15 protein-coding genes and 1 pseudogene are annotated in these 21370 nt (G+C 72.1%); all 16 read right to left on the bottom strand.

Annotated features, from left to right (window positions below):
- Positions 1–2 precede the first annotated feature (2 nt).
- The 16 genes and pseudogenes from NHH00_RS14155 to NHH00_RS14080 all read right to left on the bottom strand — a co-directional run bounded on the left by NHH00_RS14155 (position 3) and on the right by NHH00_RS14080 (position 21262).
- Complete coding sequence (locus tag NHH00_RS14155) at positions 3–2225, bottom strand: hypothetical protein (protein WP_253053195.1); 2223 nt, start codon at positions 2223–2225, stop codon at positions 3–5.
- Positions 2222–3472, bottom strand: a complete 1251-nt coding sequence (locus tag NHH00_RS14150; RefSeq protein WP_253053193.1) for an acyltransferase family protein — start codon at positions 3470–3472, stop codon at positions 2222–2224. The genes NHH00_RS14155 and NHH00_RS14150 overlap by 4 nt, the downstream gene beginning before the upstream one ends.
- The gene (locus tag NHH00_RS14145) at positions 3469–4365 is read right to left on the bottom strand and encodes a glycosyltransferase family 2 protein (protein WP_253053191.1); all 897 of its coding nucleotides are present in this window, start codon (positions 4363–4365) and stop codon (positions 3469–3471) included. The genes NHH00_RS14150 and NHH00_RS14145 overlap by 4 nt, the downstream gene beginning before the upstream one ends.
- Entirely contained in the window at positions 4365–6035 is a 1671-nt protein-coding gene (locus NHH00_RS14140; RefSeq protein ID WP_253053189.1) for a glycosyltransferase, read from the bottom strand. Before NHH00_RS14140 ends, NHH00_RS14145 begins: the two co-directional genes overlap by 1 nt.
- Complete coding sequence (locus NHH00_RS14135; protein WP_253053187.1) at positions 6032–6778, bottom strand: ABC transporter ATP-binding protein; 747 nt, start codon at positions 6776–6778, stop codon at positions 6032–6034. Before NHH00_RS14135 ends, NHH00_RS14140 begins: the two co-directional genes overlap by 4 nt.
- A gap of 11 nt (positions 6779–6789) precedes the next feature.
- Complete coding sequence (locus NHH00_RS14130) at positions 6790–7653, bottom strand: ABC transporter permease (protein ID WP_253053185.1); 864 nt, start codon at positions 7651–7653, stop codon at positions 6790–6792.
- On the bottom strand, positions 7650–8837 hold the full coding sequence (glf, locus tag NHH00_RS14125) for a UDP-galactopyranose mutase (RefSeq protein ID WP_253053183.1): 1188 nt from the start codon (positions 8835–8837) through the stop codon (positions 7650–7652). Before glf ends, NHH00_RS14130 begins: the two co-directional genes overlap by 4 nt.
- Before the next feature lie 98 nt (positions 8838–8935).
- Positions 8936–10996, bottom strand: coding sequence for a DUF6541 family protein (locus NHH00_RS14120; protein WP_253053181.1), 2061 nt, complete (start codon positions 10994–10996; stop codon positions 8936–8938).
- 3 nt (positions 10997–10999) lie between these two features.
- On the bottom strand, positions 11000–11833 hold the full coding sequence (locus NHH00_RS14115; protein ID WP_253053179.1) for a glycosyltransferase: 834 nt from the start codon (positions 11831–11833) through the stop codon (positions 11000–11002).
- A complete protein-coding gene (locus NHH00_RS14110) occupies positions 11830–12789 on the bottom strand; it encodes a glycosyltransferase family 2 protein (protein ID WP_253053177.1) in 960 nt (319 codons plus the stop codon). Before NHH00_RS14110 ends, NHH00_RS14115 begins: the two co-directional genes overlap by 4 nt.
- Before the next feature lie 138 nt (positions 12790–12927).
- Positions 12928–14238: a nucleotide sugar dehydrogenase gene (locus NHH00_RS14105; protein ID WP_253053175.1), complete on the bottom strand. Its 1311-nt coding sequence runs from the start codon at positions 14236–14238 to the stop codon at positions 12928–12930.
- A gap of 121 nt (positions 14239–14359) precedes the next feature.
- Positions 14360–15280: an SGNH hydrolase domain-containing protein gene (locus NHH00_RS14100; protein ID WP_253053173.1), complete on the bottom strand. Its 921-nt coding sequence runs from the start codon at positions 15278–15280 to the stop codon at positions 14360–14362.
- 131 nt (positions 15281–15411) lie between these two features.
- Positions 15412–16284: pseudogene (locus NHH00_RS14095) on the bottom strand (acyltransferase family protein); the annotation flags it as partial.
- Between the two features lie 287 nt (positions 16285–16571).
- On the bottom strand, positions 16572–18713 hold the full coding sequence (locus NHH00_RS14090; protein WP_253053171.1) for a cell wall-binding repeat-containing protein: 2142 nt from the start codon (positions 18711–18713) through the stop codon (positions 16572–16574).
- A gap of 114 nt (positions 18714–18827) precedes the next feature.
- A complete protein-coding gene (locus NHH00_RS14085) occupies positions 18828–19925 on the bottom strand; it encodes an acyltransferase (RefSeq protein WP_253053169.1) in 1098 nt (365 codons plus the stop codon).
- A 68-nt stretch (positions 19926–19993) separates the two neighbouring features.
- On the bottom strand, positions 19994–21262 hold the full coding sequence (locus NHH00_RS14080) for a cell wall-binding repeat-containing protein (RefSeq protein WP_253053167.1): 1269 nt from the start codon (positions 21260–21262) through the stop codon (positions 19994–19996).
- Between the last annotated feature and the right edge of the window lie 108 nt (positions 21263–21370).

Genomic DNA, 21370 nt, shown 5'->3' with positions numbered 1-21370 from the left:
GCTCACACCTCGGTGCCGGCGGGGGTCGTGCTCCGTCGGCTCCGGAACCCCTGGAACGCGCAGAGCCCCACCGCGCCCAGCAGCGCCACGACCAGGCCACCGAGCTCCAGCGTCCACCCCGGCGGCCGGAACGACACCTCGACCGTCTCGCCGACGCTGTCGCCGTCGAGCTCGACCGTGAGGAGGAAGTCTCCCGTCGGTGCCGCCAGCTCACCGCCGGCGACGCGGTACCCGGGCCAGGCCATCCGGCTGAGGACGATCGTCCCACCGGACTCGGGCACGTCCGTCACGCGGAGCGTCGTCACGTCGTCGCTCACCGACTCCTCCACCACCTCGACCCCGTCGGAGGCGTAGGTCACGTGGCCGGGTCCGGGCACCGCGACGTCCCGGGTCCACAGCTCGGTCGAGTGCCCGGTCGTCGCGACGTGCCAGCCCGCGGGCGGCGTGGGAACACCGTCCGGGAACGCCGACAGGACGAGCTGGACGTTGCCGATCCCCATGAGGTCGACGAGCGGGGACGACGTCCCCTCCACCTCCGCGAACAGCGCGTCGAGCGAGCCGGCGCACGACTCCCCCCGGTTGCTCACGCACAGGGTCTCCGAGTACGCCGCGAACCCCACGGGCGTGTAGACGTTCTGCACCGGAGCCGGATTGAGGTACCAGGTGTTCGCGAGCAGCGTCTCCTCCCAGACCTCCGGGCCCGGGGCCTGCGTCGGGGCGCCCACGACGAACACGTTCTCCTCGACCCCCTCGAGCTGGCGCTGGTAGTCGGCCACGGCCGACGGCATGCCGAAGTCGGCGAGCGGTGGGTCCGGCTGGTAGCGGTGCTGCACCACGACGTTCGCCGAGGTCGCCAGGACTGCCACGAGCGCGAGCGGCAGTGCGCGCCGCCCGGAGGTGGTCCGGAGGAGGACGAAGTACGTCGCGCCGACCACGAGCAGGACGGCCACCGCGACGGCGAGCGGCCTGCCCCACCCGGGCACCTGGACGAACGCCAGGTAGGCGCCGATCAGGACGAGGGCGACGAAGACCGCGCCCCGCGCGAGGGTCACGCGCGCGACGAGCGCGCGGCTGAGCACGACCGCGAGCAGGACGAGCGCCGCGAGCGAGACGTACGGCATCATCCGCACCGGGATGCGGAGCGGGCCGGCATAGCTCGGCCCGACGACCCACAGGACCATGACGAGGAGGAACAGCCCGATCCCCACGAGGTCCCGGGCGTCGCGGACGATCTTGCGGACGTCGACGAACGCGACGAGCGGGAGCGCCCAGGAGATGTAGAGCATCGGGACGACGGCGAACGCGCCCCACCAGGCCGAGACCTCCGGTCTCGCCGTCGAGATCGCGGAGGCAAGAAGTCCGTTGAGGTCGGCGACGAGGAAGCCGTCGTTGAGGATCGAGCTTCCCTGGCGCACCGTGACGTCGGCGGAGAGGACGCCGGGGAGGTAGACCGCCACGGCGACGAGCCCGAGCAGGACGCTCGCGCCGAGGACGACGAGAGCGCCCCGCCGCTGGCCCGCGATCATCGCGTCGACCAGCACGGCACAGATGACGAAGACCAGCGCGATCGTGCCGTGGACGTAGCCGACCGTCACGACGAGATACCCGGCGACGAGCATCCCGACCGGGTTGCGACCGCGGGCCGCGCGGCGCGCCATCCACCAGAACCACGGGATGCCCGCCGAGGTGAACAGTCCCGTCACCCAGGTGGTCGCGTCCATGTAGAAGGTGAACCCCGCCAGCGGGAAGCCGATGCCCGCGAGGAGCGCCCAGTGGCGGTGCCCCCCGAAGTCGCGGACCAGGCCGTACGCGCCGACGGCTGCGACGCCCATCACGACCGCCTTCACCGCGGTCGAGAACACGACGGCGTCCGGAGCGTAGGACGCCAGAAGACCGATCAGGAGCACGACGGGATTCAGCAGCCCCCACTGCCCCTCGACGAAGTAGTTCCCGGCCGCCCAGGTGTCCGTCTCGAGGAACGAGAACCCGCCCTCGCGCACGAGCTCGCCGATGCGGAACCAGATCCCGTACGCGCCGATCTGCGTGTCGTCGTTGAAGTAGTAACGAGGCGCTCGCACGAGCGGGACCAGGGCGAGCAGCATCACGACGAGCGCCCCCGAGGCCGCCCACGCGACCTCGACGGCCCGCCCTGCCCGCGGTGAGGCGGCGGCCGCGCCGGTACCAGCGGCGGACGTCGTCCGCGGTGTCTCGGTCCCGGCGCTCATCCGACCCGCTCCTCGGGCGCCGTCGTGGGTACGCCGACGGACGGGCGTGGTCGCTCGACCTGGCCCGGCGGCGGCGTCCTCCCGGACGACGACATGCGCTTGATCGCCAGCCGCGCAGGCTCCTCGAACCAGCGCCAGAGCGCGTAGCCCACGGCGAGCGCGGCGAACGGCAGCAGCACGAACGCGATCTTCGACCCGAGCGTCCCGGGCGCCATCCACGCGAACCGGCCCTGTGCCCACCACACCGGCTCGATGAGGAGCATGTGCACCATGTAGACGCTGTACGAGGCCGCCCCGCCGATCACGAACCAGCGGGTGCCCAGGAGCGTGACGACGTGCCGGTCGCCGATCGCCAGGAGACCGACGAGAAGGACGAACAGCGGCGTCACGAGCGGCGCGAGCTCCGGGTGGCCGACAGCGTCGACCCCGTACAGCCAGGCCAGGATCAGCAGGATCACGCCGAGCGCGGCGTGGCTCGCGACGGCGCGCGAGCGGGTGGTGAGCCGAAGCTGTCGCACGCCCTCGTAGACCAGGGCGCCCGCGACGAAGCAGCACAGGATGCGGAGCATCCAGGCCCAGGGGTAGTACATGGTGCCGTACGCGACGACGAAGACCAGCAACGGGACGAGTGCGACGAACGCGAGCACGAAGAGGCTGGTCGCCCGGAGCGAGCGGCCGAGCCGGAGGAACAGGAGCGCCATGATCGGGAAGAGCGCGTAGGCGAAGGCCTCGGCGGAGACGGACCAGGCCGGGCCGTTCCACATCAGGCGGTCGGTGTCGCCCTCCGTCCACAGCGCGACGAGGAAGCTCTGGCGCAGGAAGCTCGGCACCGTGAAGTCCCGGGGCGGGACCGGGTCGGTGCTGACACGCATGATCAGCCCGTGCCAGAGACCCGCCGCCAAGAGCGTCACGAAGAACACCGGCCACACGCGGGCGATCCGCGCCCAGTAGAACCGCGCCGTCGACACCCGCTGCATCGAGCGACCCATCCGGGCCGAGTAGTTGAGCGCCAGCACGAACCCGCTGAGCGTGAAGAACAGGTCGACGCCGAGCTCGCCGTGCGACAGCAGCGGCCCCGCCCAGGACTCCGTCCCGGGGAACTCGCTGTAGAGGTTTCCCCGGATGTGGAAGACGACGACCCAGACCGCCGCGACGATCCGCACGCCGGTGAGGGCACGGACGTGCCCGATCTCCGTCGTCGGGACGTCCGCCCCCGGAGAGGCGGACGCCGCCGCGCCGTTCGTCATCGCGTCGTTCTCGGCTTCTCGATCTCGGGACGGAACACCACGCCCTTCGCGGCCGCCTTGACCAGCCGCAGGCGCAGCCGCCACGGCACGCTCGACCGGGTGAGCTGCTTCGTCATGTTCTCGACGAGCGACGCCGCGAGCGTCGGGCTGCGGAAGGCACGGGCGGACGCGATCTGGTTGCGGACCCCGTACTCGAACTTCCAGATGTTGCCGTCGTTGACGTCGCCGAAGTTGACCCCGCGGTTCTGCGGGAGGAGGTGGTTGACCTTCGACGACGGGAGGAAGATCCCCGGGCGGTACTTCGCCAGGCGCTGGGTGTACTCCGCGTCGTCGTACCAGATGAAGAAGTTCGCGCTCGGCAGGCCGACCGCGTGCACGGCCTCTCGCGTGATGAGGACCGAGACGAACGAGCACGACTTCATCAGGGTGAAGTCGGCACCCATGGCCAGCGGGCGCGCGAAGTCCCACGTCGGCTCCGGGGTGTTCATCTCGCAGAGGGAGCCGTCCTTCCACAGGACCATGCTGCAGGCGAAGCTCGGCAGGTACCCGAGCGTCTCCGTGGCGCGGTCGAGCCCGGAGACGAGCTCGCCGAGCGCCTCGACCTGCGGGACGGTGTCGTCGTCCATGAGCCACATCGCGTCGTACCCGAGCTCGTACGCGAGCTCGGTCCCGGTCGCGAAGCCCCCGGCGCCCCCGGTGTTCTCCGGGAGCCGGCGCACGGTGGCCGGGACGGAGAACTCGCGCGACGAGAGGAACTCGGCCGTGCCGTCGTCCGAGGCGTTGTCGATGATCACCAGGCGATCGGGCAGCCGGTCCTGTGCCTCGAGCGCGTCGAGCGTCTGCTCGAGCAGCGCTCGACGGTTGTAGGTCACGACGACAGCGGCGACGCGCATCAGTTCTTCTCCTTCAGTTCCTCGAGCCGTCGCGCGAGGAACGCGCTGGCCGGCTCGACCTCGTGCAGTGCCTGGATGAGCTGGGTCTGCTCACGTCGTGCGCGCTCGTAGGCGTCCGGGTCTCCGGCCAGGCGTACGAGAGCCTGCGTCGCACCGCTGAGGAAGCCACGGGGCGCGCGGGGGACGAGGAGCATCGGGGCGACGACGGTCCGCTGGCTCCCGACGTCCGCGGACAGCACGAGGACGCCGTGCTCCTCCGCCTCGAGGGACGTGAGCGTCAGTCCCTCGTTGTCGCTCGAGATCACGAGCACGTCCACGTCGTCCATGAAGTCGCCGACGGGCCCCCAGGGGCGCCGCTCGATGACGCCCTCGAGACCCTCCTTGCGGATGCGGTCGCTCGTCATGGCGCCGAGCACTCCGCTGCCCTGCATGACGAACGAGAAGTCGGCGGGTGCCTTCGCGTGCAGCCGTGCGGCGAGCGCGACGTAGAGGAACGGCCGCTTCTGCGGCGCCAGGCGCCCGAGGTACCCGATCCGCAGCGGGCCGCCCGACCGGGGTCGTACCGCGGGGACGGGCGAGACACCGGAGGTCAGGGGCCGGTAGACGAGCTTGCGCCGGTCGACCTCGGAGTCGAGCAGATAGAGGTCTCGGAGCTCCGGCGAGATCACGTGGTGCTCGTCGATCAGGTCGGAGAGCTCGATGCTCTGACGGACGAACCCACCCGTGCGGTGCTCGACGATGTGGGTGCTGTCCAGCACCTGCACGGACGGCGCCACGTGACGGAGCTCGGGCAGGAACGCGTACGCCCGGCGCGAATGGTGCACGTGCAGCAGCGTCGGCCGGTAGGTGCGGACGAGGGCGGTGAGGAACGCGCCCCAGTCCTCCTCGGCGAGGGCGTTCGCCGCGACGAAGACGTCGTCGGTGATCTCGAGCATCCTGTCGAGCTGGCGCTGCGGAGCGGCCACGTCCGCGGTCACCACGACCCGGTAGCCGGCGGCCGCGGCGAGCTCGGCGGACTGCACGGCCCAGGACTCGGCCCCGCCGGACTCGAACCAGTGCATCGCGATCCACGCCACCGGCTCCTCCCCCGTCGTCAGCGGGGAGCCGCCGGCGGTGGAGAGGTGCTCGACCTGGGGGCGGAGGACCGAACGCCGGTGCTCGACACGGGTGTTGCGCCCCTGACGCCACTCGTCGAGAAGGAGCGGCGCCTTCTCGTAGATCTTCTTGTACACGCCGCCGACGACCCGACGCTTGAGCGAGTCGGGCTGGAGGAAGTGGAACTCGCCCGCCTCGTCGAGGAGCGTCGTCGTCGGGACCACGAGAGTACGGCCGACCGCGTCCTGGCGTCCGGGCTCACCCTCGACCGAGACCCGTCCGACCGCGTCGCCCTCGGCGAAGCGGCCGCCGGCGACGGCTGGGTCCACGTCGATCGGGGCGGGGAAGGGCTCGTGCTCGCTCGAGACGACGAGGAGCTCGAGCGGAGCCCCGGGGTGAGCCAGGGCGAGGCTGCGGACCGCAGCGTCGAACCACGCGGCCCCCAGCCGCTGCGCGATCCCCCGTCCCGTCTCGGTCAGGCTGACCCGTGCGACGCGTCCCCCTAGTCGACGCGTCAGCGCGGCAGCGATCTCCACCTCCACGCCCTGCGTCTCGCTCACGTCGGGTCCACTCATCCGTTTCCTCCTCGCAGGTGGGCGATCGCGTCTCCGACCGGCCCGTCGCTGACGACGTGCCCGTGCTCGAGCAGGATCGCCCGGTCGCACAGCTGCTCGATCATGTTGAGGTCGTGGCTCACGATCACGAGCGCCTTGCCGCTCGCCTTGAGCTCGCGGATCCTCGCCAAGCACTTCTTCTGGAAGGGCTCGTCGCCGACCGCCAGGATCTCGTCGACGAGGAACACGTCGGGATCAGTGTGCACGGCGACGGCGAACGCGAGCCGCAGGAACATGCCGGAGGAGTAGAACTTGACCTCGGTGTCGATGAACGACTCGATCTCGCTGAAGGCGACGATCGCGTCGAACTTCGAGTCGATCTCCGCCTCGGTCATGCCGAGGATCGCGCCGTTGAGGTAGACGTTCTCCCGCCCCGTCAGGTCGGGGTGGAACCCGGCTCCGACCTCGATGAGGCCGGCGATCTTCCCCCGGACCCCGACCCGGCCGGAGTCGGCCCGCATCACGCCCGAGATGAGCTTGAGCAGCGTGCTCTTCCCGGAGCCGTTGAGACCGAGCAGCGCGACCGCCTCGCCGTCGTCGACCTCGAAGCTCACGTCGTGCAGCGCGACGAAGTCGGACGACTGCTTCTCGCCGCGACGGACGATGGCGCGCACGACACGGTCCTTCAGCGTGTGGGTGTGCTGCAGGACGAACCGCTTGCCGATCCCGGCCACGACGATCCGTGCCTGCTGTGTCTCGACCATGGTGGACAACGTCAGAGCTCCTGGGCGAATCGGCCGTCGAGTCGCCGGAAGACGACCTGCCCGGCGAGGAGGACGAGGAACGAGAGGACGACCGCGGAGATCGTCGACCACAGGAGGCCCGGAGGCATGGCACCCGTCCGGTCGGTCCCGGGGAACCAGAAGCACAGGTGGAACAGCTCGACCGCGGCGGTCATGGGGTTCGCCTGGTAGATCCACCACAGGACGCCGTCCCCGATGGCGTCCCTGACGTTCTGCCACTGGTACAGCACGGGCGAGAGCCAGGTGGCGACCATGAGCATCAGGTCCACGATGTTCTCGGCGTCGCGGAACAGCACGTTCAGCGCCCCGAAGAGCAGTCCGAGACCGAGCGAGAGGACGGCGATGATGACGATCCCGAGCACGCCCGCACCGAGCTCGAACAGCGACGGCTGCCACCCCGCGATCAGCGCACCGAGGATCAGCACGACGAGCTGCGGCAGGAAGTGCACGACGGCGACCCAGACCGACGCGACGGGGAAGAGCTCGCGCGGCAGGTAGATCTTCTTGACCAGGGCGGCGTTGCCCACGATCGACCGGGTCGCGTTGCCGAACGCCTCGCTGAAGAAGTTGACGGCGACGACGCCGGAGAACAGGTAGACGGCGAAGTCCTCGACGTTCTCGTTCATCCGCAGGAACACGCCCACGGCGAAGTAGAAGACGACGAACTGGACGGCGGGCTTCACGTACGACCAGAGCAGGCCGAGGAAGGATCCTCGGTACCGCACCCGGAGCTCCTTGCGCACCAGCAGGCGCGCGAGGAATCGGCGGCGGAGGACGTCGAGCAGCCCGGCTCCCTTGCCGGGCTCGACGAACGCCTCCTGGGGGGCGACGGTCACTCTTCGACTCCTCCGCTCTGGATCGCGGCGCCGCCACCGAAGTGCGGCGCGAGCTTGTTGTCCACCATCGACAGGGCAGCGCCGATGGCCATGTGCATGTCGAGGTACTTGTAGGTGCCGAGACGCCCCCCGAACAGGACGTCGCGCTCCGCGGCGGCGAGGTCGCGGTACCGCAGGAGGCGCTCACGGTCGGCGGCCGTGTTCACCGGGTAGTACGGCTCGTCCTCGCGCTGCGCGAACCGCGAGAACTCGCGCATGATGACGGTCTTGTCCGTCGGGTAGTCGCGCTCGGGGTGGAAGTGCCGGAACTCGTGGATCCGGGTGTACGGGACGTCCGCGTCCGCGTAGTTCATGACGGAGGTGCCCTGGAAGTCGCCGACGGGGAGCACCTCCTCCTCGAAGTCGAGCGTGCGCCACGACAGGTCGCCCTCGGCGTAGTCGAAGTAGCGGTCCACGGGCCCCGTGTAGACCACGGGGACGTTGCCGACGACGTTCTCCTTGTTGACCGGCTGCGTCGTGTCGAAGAAGTCGACGCCGAGGCGGACCTCGATGTTCGGGTGGTCGGCCATCCGCTCCAGCCAGGCCGTGTAGCCGTCGACGGGCAGGCCCTCGTGCGTGTCGTTGAAGTACCGGTTGTCGTACGTGTAGCGCACGGGCAGCCGCGAGATGATCGACGCGGGCAGGTCGCGCGGGTCCGTCTGCCACTGCTTCGCGGTGTACTCACGGATGAACGCCTCGTAGAGGGGCCGTCCGATGAGGGAGACGCCCTGCTCGTCGAGGTTCGCCGGCCTCTTGCCGCCCAGCTCCGCGGAGAGCTCCTTGACGAGCGCGCGCGCCGCGTCGGGGCCGTGCGCAGAGCGGAAGAACTGGTTGATCGTGCCCAGGTTGATCGGCATCGGGAACACCTCGCCGCGGTGCGTGGTGTACACGCGGTGCACGTAGCTCGTGAACGCCGTGAAGCGGTTCACGTACTCCCAGACGCGCTCGTTGGACGTGTGGAACAGGTGGGCGCCGTAGCGGTGCACCTCGATCCCCGTCGTCTGCTCCGCCTCGCTGAAGGCGTTGCCCCCGATGTGCGGCCGTCGGTCGATCACGAGGACCTTCCGGCCGTACTCCTCGGCGATCCGCTCAGCGACCGTCAGGCCGAAGAACCCCGAGCCCACGACGACAAGATCCGCGTCCACACATACTCCTAGTCTTGGAAGACAGCCGCACTAGCGTAGCCGTTCGACAGGTGCCGGACGGACGACGTGGTCGGCCTCGCGGAGCCGCCACAGGACCTTCACGAGCCGCCGTCGTCCTCGAGCCCGCACGCGGTGATGCGGTAGAGACGGGCGTCGCCCTCCTGGGCGACGAGCTCGCCGACACCGGCCTCGACGAGGCCGTCGAGACCCTCGAACCCTGCCGGGGGAGTCCCCCACAGCAGCCGACCGCCGCGCATGACGTACCCGACGTCGAGGTCCTCGACGGCCTCGCAGACGCTCGGGTCGGTGAGGGCGTCGCGCAGGTGGCCCGCGACGAGGAGCCGGTCCTCGTCGAGCCGGATCCCGGTGTGCGGGAAGACCGACTCGCGCCCGGCGAGCGCCCACGTCAGCGAGCTTCCGTCCCACGGGTTGCCCACGACGGCCACGCCTTCCGGGACGACCTCGGCCACCGTCTCCAGGATCTCGATCTCGTCCGCGTCGAGCAGCCCGGCGGACCCCTCGGCGGACGGGTCGACCCGGTACACGTGGGACACGTAGGCGAAGGACTCGCGCATCGTGGCGGTGCGCGGGAGCAGGACCGACACGGCGACCGCGAGGACCACGGTGACGGCAGCGACGACGAGCGCCGCGCGCCGTCCGTCCGGGTGCAGCGCGAACGGGCCGGTCGGCACCCGCGCGAGGCGGAGCAGCGCGGTCACCGCCCAGCCCGCACCGACGACCGCCAGCGGCACGCCGAGCAGCGGCAGGAGCGCCGAGATGCGCTGCGGGTCCGCGTACCAGTACCCCGTGAGCAGGGGGCGCAGCGGGCTGTCGACGCCGCGGACGACGACGTAGAGGACCGCGACGATCCCGTAGGAGAAGGGCAGCCACCGCCAGCGCGCGACGGTCAGGCACACCACGGCACCGAGGACGACGAGACCCGCCACGACCAGGTTGGGGACCCCCGCCGCGAGGTTCTCCGGCTCGGGGAAGTTCGGCGTGGTCGACGGGTGCATCGCCGTCAGGTCGAGGACCTCGCGCGCCGCGTGCCGCCACGACGCCGTCACCTCCCAGGAGCTCTTCTCGCGGAACTGGTCGACCATCGACACCCGTCCCAGAGCCCAGTAGCCGATCCCCGCACCCACCACCGTCAGCACCGCCGGGAGCGCCGCGACCACCGGGCCCCGGCCACGGCGCCGCAACCGCCCCGTCGTCTGGACGAGGGCCGTCACGACCACCGGGACGACGACGTACCACAGCGCGAACAGCCCGTTCGGCTGGGCGAGCACGAGGGTGACCATGCCGAGCAGGGCACCTGCCGCGGGCGGCAGGCGGCGGGGACCCGTCCTGCGGACCAGCGCCAGGACGCACAGCGCGAGGGCTGCGGGCAGCACGGCGTAGGAGAGGAAGTTCGGGTACAGCAGGCCGAACGAGAACAGCCGGTTCGGGTACTGCGTGAACGCGAAGGACAGCGGCGCGACCAGGCCGAGCAGCACGGGCGACGTGCCCAGGATCGTCCGGGCGAGGGCGAGCAGTCCCGCGACCCAGACGACCGAGCCGACGAGGACCGAGACCCAGTTCGCCGCGACGGCGATGTCCGTACCGGTGAGCTGGACCACCAGGGAGACGATCCCGTGCCACAGACCGGGATAGAACGCCGTCGGGGTGTCCGGGACGGTCAGGTTCATGTGGAGCGAGGACGCGTCGCCTCGATCGAGGACGAGGGCGACCGAGTTCAGGTGGAACGGGGTGTCGAAGGTCTGGGCCACGCGATCCGGTCCCCCGACCGCGACGAGCGTGCGCCGCACCTGGAGCACCACCGCCGTCACGCTCGTCACGAGCACCACCGCCGCGAGCAGGCGTCGCGACGGGTGGGCGCCGCGGACGCGGGGCGTCCACGGGCCGCACGCCCGCCGGAGCAGGAGCGCGACGGCGGCGAGCACGACGCTCCCGGCGACGACCGGCCACATCCCCCACGGCACCCCGGCGGCACCCGCGACGACCGCGACGATCCCGATCACGCCGCCGCCGAGCAGGGGCGCCGAGCCCCACGCGACGAGGCCGCGGAGTCCCAGCGCGTACGCGGGCAGGACGCCCGGCAGGAACAGGACGAGCAGGGATGCGACGGCGACGGGCCACGTCGCGAGCCACTCGGCCATCGCTCAACCTCTCCTGTCCGCCAGGAACGTGCGGTACAGCGCCGTCCGGACCTTCTCCGGGACGAGACGGTACCCACCCCGTACGACGACGTTGCGCAGCGCCTGTGCCCGCGACGTGAAGCCGATGCGCCGCATCCGGCGCTGGAGCTCGATCTCCGACCGCAGCAGGCGCGTCCCGCCGCGCCGCGCGTACGCGCCCGCACCCACCCGGTAGAGCAGGAGCGGCTCGGGAAGGTTGCGGCCGCGGGCCCCGCGGGCGAGCATGCGGGCGAAGAGCCAGTAGTCCTCGAGGAGCGGCAGGTCCTGGTAGCCGCCCGCGGCCTCGACCGCGGACCGGCGGTACACGACCGTCGGGTGGTTGAACGGCGAGTGGAAGCGCGCCCCCGACTCGATGTCCCTGCTCGACAGCGGGGGCACCCGCACGAGGCCCGGCTCGTCCTCGGAGACGAACTCCTGGATGGCGGTCCCGACGATGTCGTACCCCTCGGCGACGAGCGGGATCTGGCGCGCGAACCGCTCCGGCCGGCACACGTCGTCGGCGTCCGTGCGGGCGACGATCTCGTGGCTGCACCGTGCGAGCCCCGCCTCGAGCGCGAGCGCGAGCCCCACGTTGCGCTCGAGCCGGACGACCGTCACCCCCTGCCCCGCCGACTCGATCTCCGCGACGACCTCGCCGAGGGCAGGACCCACCGGGCCGTCCTGGACGAGCACGACCTCGTCGGGCGGGAGGTGCTGCTCCGACGTCGCCGACCGGAAGGCCCTGCGCAGGTGGGCGGCGTCGTCGCCGTGGTAGACGGGCAGGAGGAGCGAGAACGGCGGCAGCGACACGGTGGTCATGCCGCGGGCCCCCGCCGCCCGCGCCCCGCGTCCAGAGCGTCGACCTCCGCGGTCAGCGGGCCCATGTCCGCCAGCACCGCCGCGTTGCGCCGGGGACCGCGGAGCAGCCCGTCCCGCGCACCGCGCAGACCTGCCGAGCGCAGGACGTCGCGGTTCCGGGAGCCACGGAAGGTGCGCGCCCAGCGCCGCAGCGACGCCCCGAGGTAGAGGAGCCGCTCCTCCGGCGAGAGCGAGGGCGAGCGCAGGAGCATCCAGAGCTTGTTCCGCACCTCGTAGTAGAAGCGCTCGCCCGGGTCGGCGTCCGTGGCCCCGAACTTCTTGGTCCGGTGCTCGACGACGGACGCGGGCACGTGCAGGCCCGTCCCCCGGCGCAGCAACCGGGCCGAGTACTCGAAGTCGTCGTTCCAGATGAAGTAGTCCGCGACGGGCAGGCCGTGGTGCCGGACCGCCCGCGCGTCGACCAGCATCGAGACGAACGAGGAGGACCGCACGGGAAGAGCCCCGGACTCCCGGGCCCGCGCGATCTGCTCCGCGGACGCCCCCGGGCGACGGCGCGGCGTGTTCATCGGGTGGTCGCGGCCGTCGTGCCAGACGACGCGGCTCCCGAGCAGCGCGACCGGACCCGGGTACGCCTCCCGCGCGGCGAGCAGCTCGGCCAGGGCGGTCGGTGTCGGGATCGTGTCGTCGTCCATCAGCCAGACGAGGTCCGCGTCGAGGGCCTCGACCGCATGGGCCATGCCGACCGCGAAGCCGCCGGCACCGCCCGTGTTCCGGGGCAGCTCGAGCACCTCGGCCCCGACGGGGTGCTCGGCCGCCACGACCGCCGAGTCGTCGTGGGACGCGTTGTCGACGACGACGACCGCGTCGAGCCGACGGGTCTGCGCAGCGAGCGCGTCGAGCGCCTCGACGAGCAGGTCACGCCGGTCGTAGGCGACGACGACCGCGGCGATTCGCATGGAGAACCTCGGGGATCGGCTGGATGGAGACGCGCGAAGGCGCTCGTGCAGGATAGTCCACCCGCAACGGGTGGATGCGCAGGTCAGGAGGTCTGCCGGCGACGTCCGGGCGACGTGCGGGAGGGCGCCCTGCGCGCCTCAGGCCTCGTCGGGGGCGTCGCCCCGCCCGAGCACGACGCGCGGCACCCCCGCCCAGCGCCCGGCGTCCGTGACGCCGCGACCGTCGACGACGAGCCGCGCCCCGGGCACGCTCTCGCGGCCGGTCTCGCGGTACTCGGCATGGTCGGTCTGGACCACGACGACGTCCGCCCGGTCCCCCAGGTGGAAGGGAGCGAAGCCGAGCGCGGCGAGCTCGGCGTCAGAGTAGAGGGGATCGTGCACGCGGACCGACGCGCCCCGCGCCTCCAGGGCCTTCACGGTGGCGAAGACCCCGGAGAACGCCGTCTCCTTCACGCCGCCGCGGTACGCGGCGCCGAGCACCACGGCGTCCAGCCCGTCGAGCGACCCCAGGAGGTCGACCGCACGTCCCACGACGCGCTCCGGCATGGACGCGTTGACCGCGCGGGCCTCGCGCACGATCGACGCGTCCGGGTCGACCGACAGGTACAGCCGCGGGTACACCGGGATGCAGTGCCCTCCGACGGCGATGCCCGGACGGTGGATGTGGCTGTACGGCTGGGAGTTGCTCGCGTCGATGACGGCGTGCACGTCGATCCCCTGCTTGTCGGCGAACAGGGCGAACTGGTTGGCGAGGCCGATGTTCACGTCGCGGTACGTCGTCTCGGCGAGCTTCGCGAGCTCGGACGCCTCGGCCGAGCCGAGGTCCCAGACTCCGTTCGGGCGGTCGAGGTCCGGGCGCTCGTCGAAGTCGAGCACGGCCTCGTAGAACGCCCGCGCCCGCTCCGCCCCCTCGGGCGAGAGCCCGCCGACCAGCTTGGGGTACTTGCGGAGGTCCGCGAACACGCGACCGGTCAGCACGCGCTCCGGCGAGAACACGAGGTGGAAGTCCTCGCCCTCCACCAGGCCCGAGATCTCCTCCAGCATCGGCTTCCACCGGTTGCGCGTGGTGCCGACGGGGAGCGTCGTCTCGTACGAGACGAGCGTCCCCGGCGTCAGGTGCTCTGCGAGGGACCTCGTCGCGGCGTCCATCCAGCCGAAGTCCGGCGCTGCCGTCTCCTCGTCGACGAACAGCGGGACCACGAGCACGACGGCGTCGGCACCCGGGATCGCCTCGGAATAGTCGGTGGTCGCGCGCAGCCGTCCGGCCGGGACCAGCTCCGCGAGCTTCTCGGCGAGGTACGCCTCGCCCGGGAACGGCTCCCGGCCCTCGTTGACCGTGGCGACCGTACCGGCGTTGACGTCGACTCCGATCACCTCGTGTCCCTTGGACGCGAACTGGACGGCCAGGGGAAGGCCGATCTTCCCCAGGGCGACGACGGCGATGCGCATCGAGTGTTCCTTCCGGCGAGCGGGTGGTCGGTCCGGCAGCGTGTCCCGGATCCGGGGGACCGCGACGGTGTCGTTCAGCGTCGAGCGGTCGGACCACCGTGCAGGATACGCGAGGCGAGGGTCACCGCGGCAGCAGCGCGAGGACCTCGGGACCCAGCACCTCGCCGAGACGCGCCGCCATCGTGGCCGTCAGGTGCGTCCCGTCGCGGTACACCAAGGTGCTGTCGATGATCACGGGGCACGCCTCCGGGTTGCACAGGTACTCGTCGAGGTCGACGAACCGCGCCCCGGCGTCCTGTGCCGCGGCTCGCTGCCCCTCCTGCACGGCGACGTTGCGCGCCTCGACGCCCAGGTCGCACGCCGCCGCGTCCTGCACGTGCTCGGAGAGGCACGCGCCGGGCGCCGTGCCGGGCGTCGGGGTGTCCCCCACGACCAGCACCTGGGTCGTCGACGGGAGCGCTCGGAGCGTCCGCCCGAGCGCCTCGCCCCACTCGTCCGCGCCGAAGCGCGTGCCGTCCGCGTCGCTCGACTCGCCCGCGGAGTCGGCGACGACCACGACCGCGGGCGGATCGGTCCGCAGCAGATCGAGGACAGCCGCCCGCCACGGCGGGCACGTCGGGTAGGGCTGCCCCCTGCCCGTGACCACATCGAGGTCCGATGCCGGACAGCCGCTCTTGGTCATGACGTCCAGGCGGATCGACCCGGCGTCCGCCAGCGGGCTCAGCGCAGGGACGAGCTGGCTGGCGTGCGAGTCGCCGAAGAGGACGACCCGCGGAGCGGCCGGGTCGGCGCCGTAGACGCACGACGAGCGGGGCTCCTGCTCGGACACGTCGAGCTGGCAGCCGTCCTCGTAGACGACCGGAAGGTCGTCCGCGGCCTCGGCGAGCGACGGCTCGAGGTTCGCGGGGACGACCGGCGTGCCGACGGGAGCGCGTCGCAGCTCGGTGGCGGTGACCACGGTCGCCGACGACTGCGGCGCGCGGTCCGCCCCCCAGATCGCCAGCCCGGCCGACGCGACGACGACGACGGTCGCCGCGAGCACCGCGAGCCCCACCCTCCGCGGCCGGGCCGACCGCAGTCGCCGCGCGGTGCGGAACGGGTTTCCACGAACCGGTACGAGACCCACGCGAGCGGGACGCACGCTGCAGCGACGAGCAGCTGCCAGGGCAGCGGCACGGGCTCCGTCCGTCCGAGGATCGCCTGCGGGAGCGTCATCGCGGGCCAGTGGACCAGGTAGAGCGAGTAGGAGATCCCGCCGACCCAGACCATGGGCGACCGCGCGAGCACCGCGGCCGGACCGCCCGGCCCGGCGCTCGCACCGGCGAGGATCACGAGCGCCGTCCCCGCCACGGGGAGCACGGCCCAGGGTCCGGGGAACGGCGTCGACGCGTCGAGCAGGAGGACCGCCGCGACGATCGCCGTCAGCCCCGCCCAACCCACCGGGACGGCGAGCGACCGGCGCAGGACGGAGCCACGACCCACGACCGCCGCCACCAGGCCTCCGGCCGCGAGCTCCCAGGCCCGCGTGGGAAGGCCGAAGAACGCCCACGGCTGAGCACGGACGGTCAGCACGAGGCACGCCACGAACGAGACCACGACGACGGCGCCGACCAGCACCGTCCGTGCCCGGTGCGACCGCCGCAGGGCGAAGAAGCCCACGAGGAGCACCGGCCACACGAGGTAGAACTGCTCCTCGACCCCGAGCGACCAGTAGTGCTGGAAGAGGGACGGCGGATCCGTCTCGTTGAGGTACTGCGTCCCCTGGTACGCGAAGAGCAGGTTCGGCACGTAGACGGCGGTGGCGACGGCGTCGACGGCCGCCTCTCGGACGCGCACCGGTCCGAGCGTGAGCGCCGCCACCGCCAGGGTCACCAGGAGCACGGCGAACGACGCCGGCAGGATGCGGCGGGCGCGGCGGGCGTAGAACTCGGCGAACCCGACCCGCCCGTCCCTCTCGAGCGAGCGGAGCAGGTGGCCCGTGATCAGGAAGCCCGAGATGACGAAGAAGACGTCGACGCCGACGTAGCCTCCCGGCAGCCACGGCACGCCTGCGTGGTAGAGCACGACCGCACCCACCGCCACCGCCCGTAGACCCTGGACGTCGAGGCGGAACCGGTCCGGAGCCGGCACCCGCCCGTGGCGCGGCGCGAGAGCCGGCGCCGTGTCGACGACTCCCTGCGGGCGGTGCGCGGCGGTGGACGGGTGCACGAGGTGGGCAGACTCTCTGCGCGACGACGGGACGGACGAGCGAGAAGACTACTCTCGCTCATCCCGCAGGCCGCCGGTCCCCCGGGTGGTCCGCGTCGGTGCGCCGGCACAGCGTCCGGCGCGGCTCACGAGCCCGACGGGCTCAGGAATCCTGCGAGCGACGTGGCGACGGAGTCGGAGACCACTCCCGAGCCTCCGAGCACGACGATGCGTGCGGGGTCGAGCCGCTCGAGCTCCGCCGCCACCGATGCGGGGATGCGGTTGCTCGCCGTGAGCAGGACCGGCCCACCTCCGGCACCGGCCGCGGGTGCGCCCGAGAGCCCGTCCGGGAAGTTGAGACCGTTCGCCACGTACACGACAGGGACGCCCGGATCGAACGTCGCCGCCGAGACGGCCGCCGAGGTCCCGTAACGGTCCTCCCCCGACGCACGGGACAACCCCTCCGACGCGAGGCCCGCAAGCTGCCCGGCGACGGCCTCGGACACCGAACCCTCGCCGCCCAGCACCACGATCCGCTTCGGGTGCAGCCGCTCGAGCTCCTCGACGACGGCCGACGAGACCGAGGTCTGGGCGACGAGCAGCACCGGAGCGCCGTCCGCGCCCGCGGCAGGGGCCCCGGACAAGGCGTCCGGGAAGGCGAGACCGTTCGCGACGTACGCGACCTCGACGCCTGGATCGAACGTCGCGGCCGAGATCGCCGCCGACGTCGCGAACCGGTTGGCGCCGTAGACGCGCGTCACCGTCCCCGTCGTCAACCCCCGGAGCTTCGCGACGACCGGCTCGGAGACGACGCCCTCGCCGCCGAGGACGACGATCCTCTGCGGACGGAGCCGCTGGAGCTCCGTCAGGACGGGCGTCGGCACGCCGGTCGGGGCGACGAGGAGGACCGGCGCACCGGACGCGGCCGCAGCCGGCCCACCGGACAGGGCGTCCGGGAACGCCAGGCCGTTCGCGACGTAGGCGACCTCGACGCCCGGTTCGAAGGTCGCTGCCGAGATCGCGGCGGAGGTCGCGTACCGGTTCGCTCCGGCGATCCGCTGGACCGACGCACGGAACTCCTGGAAGTGCTGGGCGGCGAGCGTCCGCACGCGTGCCAGCTGCCCGTAGGCGAGCGTTCCGGGGCACTCGGTCTGGTGGGTGTCCCGGTGGCCGAAGACCCTGGGAAGGACCACCGACTGGCCCGCCTCGAACCGGCCGCCGGAGGTCTTGCTCGCCGCCGTGAACGTCGCCGTCCCGGCCGGGTCGACGCCGTACCGTGCCAGGCGGTAGGCGATGATCCGTGCGACGGCGTCGAGCTGGTCCTCCGGGGCCGCGAGGCTCGTGTACGTCCCGACCATGGCGACCCCGACGGTTCCCGTGTTGAAGCCGCCCGTGTGCGCCCCGATCAGCGCCGACTCGAGGCTGCCGTCGGCGCCTTCGTAGATGTTGCCCCACTTGTCGACGAGGAAGTTGTAGCCGATGTCGCACCAGTCGTTCCCCTGCTGGTGGTACGCCTGGTCGTTGCGGATGGCCTGCATCGCCTCGTCGACCGTGGCGTAGTCGTTCGCGTTCACCGTGTGGTGGACGACTCCGCCCTTGAGCGCGGGGGCCGAGCCCCAGGCACAGGTCGCGGGCGCGGCCCCCCACTGCTCCCGCGAGATGATCGTCGGTCCGCCGGCGCCCGACGTCGTGGCCGTGACCGTCCCGGACCTCTGCACGGCCGGCAGCTCGGTGAGCTCCGACGAGACCGTCGTGACCTGGACGCCCTCGGGCAGCTCGAGGGCCGGGTCGACGGTGGCGACCTCCACCGTGTCCGACTCGCCCACGTACACGCTTCTCGACGACACGACGTCGCTCGCCCCGAAGTCTGCACCGTCGGTCGCCCGGTCCACGTGGGTCCACGGCCCCCAGGATCCGTCGACCGACCTCGCGCGCAACCGGAGCTCCGGCACCGCCGCGTCGAGCTCCGACGGCCACCTCACGGCGGCGGTCTGGAAGCCCTCCGCGACGGCGACGGCATCCCTCTCGGTGACGTCGTGCGTCTCGACGACGACGGCCTGCTCGCCCACGCGCGGCAGTGCGGCGGCGATCGCCGGCACGTCGGCCTGGCCCGCGGGAGGCTCGGGTGCCGACGTCCGCGGCAGCGCGCTACCCGCCGGGGCGAGCGTCACGGAGAGCACGAGCAGCGGCGCCACGCCGTAGGCGAGGGCCTTCGCCGCGACGGAGCGCGTGGACGTCACCGCCCGCGCCGTGGCCGTGGGGATGGTCGGTGCAGCGTGACGCGCCACGAGGTCGCCTCCTGGAGGGTGCGTGGAATGTCCGCCTCGACACAGAATGCGGACGATCGCCGAACCTAGCCCAGATCGTCACCCGCGCAAAGCACCGGCTCGCCGCGGCCTGGGCTACACGACCCGGCGGACGACCGGGACCCGACGGAGCAGGAGCACGATCGCGTACGTCACCACGAGCACGAACGCGACGCGCCCGAGCATCTGCGGCACCGAACCCGCTGCCTCGTCGCCCCCGACGACCGGGAGCGACAGCATGAGGTTCCAGACCATCAGGTGGAGCACGAACACCCCGAGCGTGGCGTCTCCCAGGACCCGTCCCGTGGCGGCGACGCGGGGTCGGGCGAGCGTGCCGAGCGCACCACCGGGCCGCACCACGCTCTTGACCACGAGGTAGACGAGGACGGCGTAGAGCTGCACCTGGAAGCCGTAGTACGTCGTGGGCAACAGCAGGCGCACGAGCTCCGGTGCCGCCGGGTTCTCCCAGAGCCACCACTGGAGCAGACCGATCCCGACGGCTCCGACGGTGGCGGCGGCCAGCCACCGGCCGCGCAGGACGACGTCGCGCAGCGCCCAACCCAGCAGATAGAGACCGAGATAGGGGATCCACCAGGTCCAGGCGGTCTGGACCCACGCGGTCGGCAGACCGAGGAGGCCCTCGCCTGCGGCGGACGCCGCCGTCATCCCGACGAGGACGGCGCCGGCGACGCCGACGGCTCGACGACCCGCCGAGCTCACCCAGGGCACCAGCACCGGCGTCACGAGAGCGAGACCGAGGACGATCCAGAAGAAGTACAGGGCCGTGTAGAGGCGGCCCGTCGCCGACTGCGCGACGAACGCACGCACCCCGACGTCCTCCCCGAGAACGGTCACGAGGAAGACCCACCAGAGCAGGTGCCACACGACGACGGCGGGAAGGAGGCGCAGCGCGCGCTTGCGCAGGAAGTCGGTGGTCCCGACGTACCGCGCCGGGTCGAGGAGCAGCGCGCCGCTGACCATGACGAACACGGGCACGGCGAAGTCGGACCCGAAGTCGAGCCAGATCGCCAGGTTGCCGTGGAACGTCTCGCGCGCACCGGCGACGATCGCGTCGTGACCGACCACGTGGATGCACACGACCGCGACGATCGCGAGCACACGCAGCCAGGACACCCACTCGAGCCCCGACGGACCGACCCGGGCGGTGCGGGTCGGCACGGCGGACGAAGACATGGGCAGGACAGTACCGGGGTCCCGGAGCACGCGTCCGGGACCCCGGCCACCGTCTGGCCGCACGTGCCTCAGCAGGTGGTCAGGCTCTCGACGCCGGCACCGAGCACGCCCGGGCCGCCGACGAGGTAGAAGGCCCCGACACCCCACGAGCGGGGGTCGTTCACCGCCTGCGCCGGGATGCACGACGGACGCGAGAGGTACAGCGGCTCGCCGTAGTAGCCCGCCATGGCACCCGCCGACAGCGCGTCGGGGAAGTCGAGCCCCGACGTGTAGTTGGCCGACGCCGGCGCCCAGATTCCCTCCGCATAGAGCAGACCGAAGAGGTCGCCGTTGATCGCGTTCGCCGTGCCGTACCGGTCCTGGCCCGCGAAGCGGGCTCCGCCTGCGACCCAGGGCGCCGACGCGAGCGTGCTCTCGTAGGCCGGGGAGATCGAGGCGTCGCCCCCGGCGAGGTAGAGGTACCGAGCGCCCAGCTCGTCCCGCAGGAGCGCCGTGGTCGCAGCGTCGACCGCGGACGCCCTCCCGTTCACGAGCACCACCGGCGAGCTGACGGTCGCCGCGGCGGCGCTGGCCGCCAGGGCGTCGGCGTACCCGGTCCCGCTGGCGAGGTAGGCGATCTCCGACGGAGCGACACCGTCCGCCGCGTAGTCGAAGCCACGCTGGACCACGACACGCGACGTCTCGTAACGATCACGGCCGGCGTCGCGCCGGATGTTCGGCTGGATCGCCGCGAGCTGTGCGTACGCCGCGTCGGACACCGAGGCGGTGCCACCCACGACGACGATCCGCTCCGGGTGAAGACGCTCGATCTCCTCGCGCACGACGGTCGGGAGCGCCCCGGCCGGCGTCAGCAGCAGCGGGCCCCCGTTGAACGCCGCGGCGGGCGCTGCCGACAGCGCGTCGGCATAGCCCATGCCGTTCGCGACGTACACGACCGGGGCGGCCTGCTCGTCGGCGTCGAGGACTCCGTCGACCACTCCGGTGAGGCCTCCGTCGCCGAGCCCGTACAGCCACGAGACGGCCACCGCGGTCTGCCAGCGGTTCTGCCCGTACACGCGATGCACGCTCTCGCCCGGTGCGACGGCTGCGGCCTCGGCCCCGAACGCCTGTGCGGCGAGGCCGTCGATCGCCTCCTCGGCGACGGGTGCCGGTCGGCCCGTCCCCAGGCGTTCCGCCCTGGCCTCGGCTGCCGCGACGACCGCCGCCTCGGCCCCCTCGGGGGTGCTGAGCGCCGCCTGGGCGGGTGCCGCCACGAACGCACCCGCGGCGACGGTCGCCACCGCGCACGCCAGCGCGACGACCCGGGATCGGGCCGTGCGCGAACTTCCTGTTGCCATCTGTGTCTCGACTTCCTCGACGAATCGCTCCGACGGGGTGATCCCGTCGACGACGGCCCCCGAGCGCCGTGATCGTAGCGTCTTCGCACTTGCGAGAGAAGGCAGTTT

Source organism: Cellulosimicrobium cellulans, assembly GCF_024124905.1.
In the GTDB taxonomy this organism is placed as follows: domain Bacteria; phylum Actinomycetota; class Actinomycetes; order Actinomycetales; family Cellulomonadaceae; genus Cellulosimicrobium; species Cellulosimicrobium cellulans_G.
Note: the sequence above shows the minus strand (reverse complement) of the source record. Positions and strands in the feature narration are given on the sequence as shown.